This window comes from Enterobacter sp. CFEC122 (genome assembly GCF_052983755.1).
On record NZ_JBRIQR010000030.1, the window covers coordinates 55433 to 62477 of the forward strand.

Genomic DNA, 7045 nt, shown 5'->3' on the forward strand with positions numbered 1-7045 from the left:
ACAATGAAACGTTCTCATCTTTGGGTTTTAAATCCTTGCTTGCTTGCAATGCTTTCTACCTCTGCGTGGGCGGAAGAACAAAAGGAAGAAAATATCGTGGTCTCCGCCAGCCGCGCGCACCGCAGCGTGGCGGAGATGGCGCAGACCACCTGGGTCATCGAGCGGGCTGAAATTGAGCAGCAGGTTCAGGGCGGGAAAGAGATTAAAGAAGTGCTGGCGCAGCTGATTCCGGGCATGGACGTCAGCAGCCAGGGGCGTACCAACTACGGCATGAACCTGCGCGGCCGCTCCATGATGGTGATGGTGGACGGCGTGCGCCTGAACTCGTCCCGCAGCGACAGCCGCCAGCTCGACTCTATCGATCCGTTCAACATTGACCGTATCGAGGTTATCTCCGGCGCCACGTCACTCTACGGCGGCGGCAGTACCGGCGGTCTGGTGAACATCGTCACCAAAAAAGGCCAGCCTGAGACCGAAGTCGAATTCCAGACCGGGGCTAAAAGCGGGTTCAACAGCCACAACGACCACGATGAGAACGTGTCGGCAGCGGTCAGCGGCGGCAATGACAACGCCTCCGGTCGTCTGTCGGTGTCGTATCAGCGCTACGGCGGCTGGTATGACGGCAACGGCGACGAGGTGATTATTGATAACACCCAGACCGGCTTACAGTATTCCGACCGTATCGATGTGATGGGAACAGGCACCATCAATATTGACGATCACCAGCAGCTGCAGCTGACGACCCAGTACTACAAGAGCGAGTCCGACGGCAAGCATGGGCTGTATCTCGGAAAGAACTTCTCGGCGGTAACGGGGGATGCGACCGCCTACAACAAAGGTAACCTCGATTCTGACCGCGTGCCGGGTACCGAGCGCCATCTGATTAACCTGCAGTACTCCAATACCGACTTCTGGGGACAGGATCTGGTCGCGCAGATTTACTATCGCGACGAGAGCCTGACCTACTATCCGTTCCCAACCCTGACCAAAGGCGTGGTCACCAGCATCGGCGCGTCGCAGCAGAAAACCGATTTCTACGGCGGCAAGCTGACGCTGAACAGCAAACCGGTGGACGATTTGACGCTGACCTGGGGTATGGATGCCGATCACGAAACCTTCGACGCCAACCAGCAGTTCTTCAACCTGAAAAAAGCTGCGGCGAGCGGCGGCATGGAGCTGGATAACGCCTACAACGTGGGCCGCTACCCGGGCTACAGCATCACCAACCTCGCCCCGTTCCTGCAGGCCAGCTATGACATTGACGCCATCACCCTGAGCGGCGGCGTGCGCTACCAGTACACCGAGAACAAGGTGGACGACTTTGTCGGTTACACCCAGCAGCAGGCCATCGCTACCGGGAAAGCTACCTCCGCCGACGCGGTGCCAGGCGGGAAAACCGATTACAACAACTTCCTGTTTAACGCCGGGATCCTCGGTCGGCTGACCGAACAGCAGCAGCTGTGGTTTAACTTTTCCCAGGGCTTCGAAATCCCGGACCTGGCGAAGTACTACGGCTCCGGGACCTATCAGCTCAGCAACGGTCACTATCGCCTGCTGAACAGCGTCAACGTCAACGACTCGAAGCTGGACGGTATCAAGGTTAACGCTTATGAGCTGGGCTGGCGCTACACCGGGGATAACCTGCGCACCCAGGTTGCGGCGTATTACTCGCTCTCGGATAAAACCATCACCATCAACAAGACGGACATGACCATCAACCTGGAAGACGACAAGCGTCGTATCTACGGGGTGGAAGGTCAGGTGGACTATTTCTTCACCGACAGCGACTGGAGCACGGGCGCGAACTTTAACGCCATTAAGTCGGAAACTCGCGAAAACGGGAAATGGGAGAAGCTGACGGTAGACAGCGCCAGCCCGTCGAAAGCCAGCGCGTGGGTCAACTGGGCGCCGGGCGACTGGACCCTGCGCGTGCAGAGCACGCAGACCTTTGACGTCTCTGACGCCGACGGCAAGAAGATCGATGGCTATAACACGGTCGACTTCCTGGGCAGCTACGCCCTGCCGGTGGGTAAAGTCAGCTTCAGCGTGGAGAACCTGCTGGACAAAGACTACACCACCGCCTGGGGCCAGCGCGCGCCGGGGCTGTATAGCCCAACCTACGGTGCACCGGGCCTGTACACCTATAAAGGCCGCGGACGGACGTTTGGTCTGAACTACTCCGTACTGTTCTAATCCTCAGCGCCGCCTGCGGGCGGCGCATTTTGCTGTGTAATTTCGAAGCAAATTTACTATAAAATCAGCGATTTGCTGAAATTGTCGGCAAACGAACAAAAAGCGCGATTTCACCCTTTGACAAGGCGAACTGAGGTCGCTACTATGCGCCTCGTTCAAACGATTCCTCTGTAGTTCAGTCGGTAGAACGGCGGACTGTTAATCCGTATGTCACTGGTTCGAGTCCAGTCAGAGGAGCCAAATTTGAAAAGCCTGCTTTTGAAGCAGGCTTTTTGCTTTTCTGCGTCGGGTAAAATTGTCGGGTGGCGGCTTCGCCTTACCCGACCTACGGGACTGCATCTCTGAAGTTAACTCTGAATCGCATCCAGCCTGGCAATCACCTTAATCTCAAACTTAAATCCGTACAGCCACGTCACGCCGATCCCGGTCAAGGTAGGATAAGGCGCATCCCCCCAATATTCTGGCAGGATACTCCAGATAGCGTCGAGGTTTGACTCGGGATCGACGACAAAGAGGGTCACGTCAACCACGTCAGCGAACGTGCAGCCCGCAGCCGCGAGGACAGCATTAAGATTATCGAAGGCCAGCCTGACCTGCGCTTTCAGATCGGGTTCAGGCGAACCATCCTCGCGACTACCCACCTGCCCCGAAACGAACAAGAAACCGTTGGATTTGATGGCCGGTGAATAGCGATTACGCTCATAGAGTGCCTGCCGACCGGAGGGAAAAACGGCTTCGCGTGTTGTCATATTTATACCTTTGTAATGGGGCGAAATCTGCCCGTGAACATACAGACACTTTACAGGTGCAGGTTCTGGCGGATAAACAAGCGACTTTGTCCATCATTGTTTGTAATATCCAAACAATCGGTGAAAAGAGAGGACAAGTGATGGATCGTTTCGACGCGATGCGCGCCTTTGCTCGCGTGGTGGAGGCAGGTAGCTTCACAAAGGCTGCCCAAACGCTTCATATGAGCAAAACCACGGTGACGCAGCTCATTCAGCAGTTGGAAGCGCGCCTGCGCGTCAAATTGCTCCATCGTACCACCCGAAGGCTCGGTGTGACCCCCGATGGCGCGGTCTACTACGAACGCGTCATCCGCCTGCTGGCAGACATGGAAGATGCTGAAAACAGCCTGTCCAGCGCGACGATGACGCCTAGGGGACGGCTACGGGTAGACGTGCCCAGTCCGCTGGCACGCCTCATCCTGGTGCCGGCGCTTCCGGCTTTTCACGCACGCTACCCGGATATCCAGTTCGATATGGGCGTGAGCGACCGGGTGGTGGACCTGATCGGCGACAACGTGGATTGCGTCCTGCGCGGTGGCGAAATCAACGACCAGTCCCTGATCGCACGCCACGTCGGCGATTTGCACATCGGCGTTTACGTCGCACCGAGCTATGTGGAACGCCTCGGCGCCCCTGCGCACCCGCGAGAGCTGGAAAACACCGACCATCGCATTGTAGGGTTCTTGTCCTCGCGCACCGGTAAGATTGATCCTCTGGTACTGCGCAGTGAGAGTGAACATATTGACATCACGGGCAGCTATGTCCTTGCCGTGGATGATGGCAATGCTTACCTCGAAGCTGGGTTAGCCGGGTTAGGCGTGATTGCGCTGCCGGTCTATATGGCAGAAGCGCATCAGGCTTGTGGTTCCATGATTCGGCTATTCGAACATTGGCGTATTAAGCCAATGCCCCTGTACCTGGCATTTCCGCCGAACCGCCACGTCAACGCCAGACTGCGCGTTTTTATTGATTGGATCGTTGAATTGATGCAGCAGCATGTCCCTAATTCCAATAATAAGTCACTCCCTCCCAGACCCTGATTCGCTCATTAGAGTTGGTTACTTTCCACAGCACTCACCGCTCGCCGCCAGGCACGATCTCTTTCTCAAGACCCGCATTCATGCACCACGTTTTCCACGATTCCATGGAAAAAATAAGATCACTTTTTGCAATGTCAGACGGCGTAGCGGGCAGCACGCCGTCGTTATAGCCCGGTGCGGCCACCACAATGAGCTCATCGGAAAAAAGATAATGACTTTCGCTCCCTTCCCAGTTTCCCTGCCCCATCCGTATCGCGATATCTATCCCTTCCTGCTGCAGGCGCTGGCCTGGATCCGCAGGGTGATAAGCGGATATTTCGCCCGTAAACGAGCCAGTTGCGGTAATAACCAGTGTCATCCTAATGACGGCACCATCGCCAGCATCACGCAGCCAAGACGGGCGACGGCTTCAAAGCTTCGCAAACTGACAATGGGTGGGAAATCCGACATGAAAGTACTTCCTTATCTGCGCTGGATATACAGCGGCAACCTGACCATATGTCAGTAATACTGACCCTTACGGTAAGATACTGAAGAAATAGATTACTGCAGGCGCGTCCGGTCACCACAGTGCCCAATCAGGTGCCATTACCAGCACGGTTGTATGGACGTTTATGCAGCCGATGATCCAGCACGTCGTTAGTGCAGCGGAGTTAAGCTCGATCCAGTCGCTTGCCAAATCATTCGAATCACAGGCGGTCTTTAGAAAATACCCATTCAGCTAAGTGGCGAGCCCGGTAAGCACTCGCCACCGGGCAAACCCGCACCTAAATCTGATAATCAATCGCCACTTCTTCCGGCTCCATTACCTGACGTTTAATCTCATCCACCGACAGCCCGGCGTTGCAGAGCTCGATAAAGCGCCACACATAGTTGCGCTGCAGCTGCCCGCGCTTCAGGCCAAGCCATACGGTGTTGGCGTCAAACAGATGACGCGTGTCAAGACGCACCAGGTTCCCGTCCTCGCGTTCTCCGCTGGACTGTTCCGCCACCAGGCCAATACCCAGACCCAGCTCGACGTAGGTTTTGATGACGTCAGAGTCCTGCGCGCTCAGCACGATGTCGGGCGTTAACCCTTTACGATTGAAGGCTTCATCTATACGCGAGCGTCCCGTGATCCCCTGGCGATAAGTAATGAGCGGCCATTTGGCAACGTCTTCCAGCGTCAGGGGAGAGACCTGATTCAGCGGATGATCGACCGGGAGCAGTAAGCTGTGATACCAGCGGAACCACGGGAACGCCACCAGCAGCGGGTCGTTGCTCAGGCGTTCGCTGGCGATACCGATATCCGCCCCACCGTTTTGCAGCAGCACTTCAATTTCCTGCGGCGTGCCCTGGATAAGCTCCAGACGCACCTCCGGAAAAAGTTCGCGGAACGCCTTAATCACCGGCGGCAGGCTGTAGCGCGCCTGGGTATGGGTGGTGGCGATGGTGAGCACGCCGGAGGCATCATTGGTGAAGAGATCCGCCAGACGACGCACGTTGCTGGCCTCGTTGAGGATCCGCTCAGCGATGGTGAGCAATGCCTTACCCGGCTCCGTCATGCCGAGCAGCCGCTTGCCGCGACGGATAAAGATCTCTATGCCCAGCTCCTCTTCCAGCTCGCGGATATGGCGGCTGACGCCGGACTGAGAGGTATAAAGCATATTGGCGACCTCGGTCAGGTTGTAGTCCCGCCTGGCCGCCTCACGGATAATTTTAAGTTGCTGGAAATTCACGATTCACTCCGGCGCATCTGACATAGCTCTATTGTTAGAGTCAGCCGAGCTGCAGAACAAATAATAAAAACCAGCATCTTATGCTTTTATGGAATATCAGCTCACAAGCTGGAGCTCACGGTTCTCAAGCGATGGCTTGCTGACCAGCGACATCAGAATCTCTTTTACCGCCTGCGCCTGTGGCGACAGCGAACCGCGTGCGGACATGTTCAGCGAGAGCGGCAGGCTCATGGAAGGCGTGGTGATCCGCGCCATCCAGCCGTTCGCCGCGCTGCACAGCGATCGCGCGGCGGATTCCGGCAGCACGGTGACGCCCATGCCGCTGGCAATGGCTGCGGTCAGCGTGGAGATCGAGTCAATTTCGCCGATGATTTTGGCCGTCAGGCGGCGCAGGGAGAACGCTTCGTCCACGCGCACGCGAACGGCGCTGTAGTCGCGCGGCAGATAGAGGTTCATCTCTGCCACGGCGGTAAGGTCGACACTCTGGCCCGGACAGTCGCGGGTGCCCACGAGATAGAGATCTTCTTTCAGCAGCGGCTGGCTGGTGATCCCGGCCACCGGGGAGCGATCGTAAAGGACCGCCATGTCCAGCTGGCCGTTGAGCAGCTTGTCATTCAGTACGGACCCGCTGTTTTCGTGCAGGTACACCAGCACTTCAGGCAGCTCAGCGCGAACGGCCTGCAGCAGCGGCATGGTAATAGAGGACGCGGCCGTTCCCGGCGCCAGGCCAATAGAAACGTGTCCGCTCAGGGTCTGGCCCACGTTATTCACCGCCAGCTGCGCCTGCTCGCACTGGCGCAGAATCTTGCGCGCATGGGTATAGAGAATTTTTCCGGCTTCCGTTGGCGTGACGCCGCGTTTGGTGCGGATCAACAGCTGCTGATCCATCTCGCCTTCCAGAGTAGCCACCTGCTGGCTCAGCGCAGGCTGCGCGATATGCAGCACTTCTGCTGCTTGAGTCAGGCTGCCGATATCGACGATTTTTACGAAGTATTTCAGTCGTCTTAAGTTCATTTTGCCCCCTGTTCGAAATGCTGTGCCGGAACCGGCTGTCGTTGTTGAACAGGTTTTGCAATACGAATGCCACTTTTACCAGGCGGTCTGAATCGGGCGCTAAGCGCCTGAAAATAAGGAAACCTAATCATGGAGGGGGGTTTTATTACCGAAACAGCAGTTTATGATCTGCCCCATTAGAGGTATATCCGCACCAAAGCGGTGCATTCCGCTGTCAAAAACGCCACTTTGCCGATTTTGTCAGCAAACGATCAAAAGGCGTTGATCCACCCTTTGACAAGGTGAACGCAGG

At 56.5% G+C, this 7045-nt stretch carries 5 protein-coding genes, 1 tRNA gene and 1 pseudogene; 3 read left to right on the forward strand and 4 right to left on the reverse strand.

All coding sequences use genetic code 11. From position 1 onward, the window contains the following. Positions 1–3: 3 nt before the first annotated feature. A complete protein-coding gene (locus tag ACVCAM_RS18980) occupies positions 4–2193 on the forward strand; it encodes a TonB-dependent siderophore receptor (RefSeq protein WP_070533862.1) in 2190 nt (729 codons plus the stop codon). Positions 2194–2357: 164 nt separating this feature from the next. Continuing rightward, positions 2358–2433: transfer RNA gene (locus ACVCAM_RS18985), tRNA-Asn, on the forward strand. Positions 2434–2540: 107 nt separating this feature from the next. Here ACVCAM_RS18985 and ACVCAM_RS18990 read toward each other — a convergent pair. Further along, the gene (locus tag ACVCAM_RS18990) at positions 2541–2942 is read right to left on the reverse strand and encodes a RidA family protein (protein WP_320751506.1); all 402 of its coding nucleotides are present in this window, start codon (positions 2940–2942) and stop codon (positions 2541–2543) included. Positions 2943–3082: 140 nt separating this feature from the next. Here ACVCAM_RS18990 and ACVCAM_RS18995 point away from each other — a divergent pair, with 140 nt between their 5' ends. Next, positions 3083–4021, forward strand: coding sequence for a LysR family transcriptional regulator (locus ACVCAM_RS18995; protein WP_320751507.1), 939 nt, complete (start codon positions 3083–3085; stop codon positions 4019–4021). A gap of 43 nt (positions 4022–4064) precedes the next feature. On the opposite strand, the pseudogene ACVCAM_RS19000 reads toward ACVCAM_RS18995, so the two are convergent. The 3 genes and pseudogenes from ACVCAM_RS19000 to nac all read right to left on the reverse strand — a co-directional run. Beyond that, positions 4065–4471, reverse strand: a pseudogene (locus tag ACVCAM_RS19000) (LysR substrate-binding domain-containing protein); the annotation flags it as partial. Positions 4472–4788: 317 nt separating this feature from the next. Further along, complete coding sequence (gene cbl, locus ACVCAM_RS19005) at positions 4789–5739, reverse strand: HTH-type transcriptional regulator Cbl (protein WP_008499476.1); 951 nt, start codon at positions 5737–5739, stop codon at positions 4789–4791. A gap of 96 nt (positions 5740–5835) precedes the next feature. Continuing rightward, positions 5836–6753 (reverse strand): nitrogen assimilation transcriptional regulator NAC, encoded by a 918-nt coding sequence (gene nac / locus ACVCAM_RS19010; RefSeq protein WP_447093643.1) that lies wholly within the window; start codon positions 6751–6753, stop codon positions 5836–5838. Positions 6754–7045: the final 292 nt, after the last annotated feature.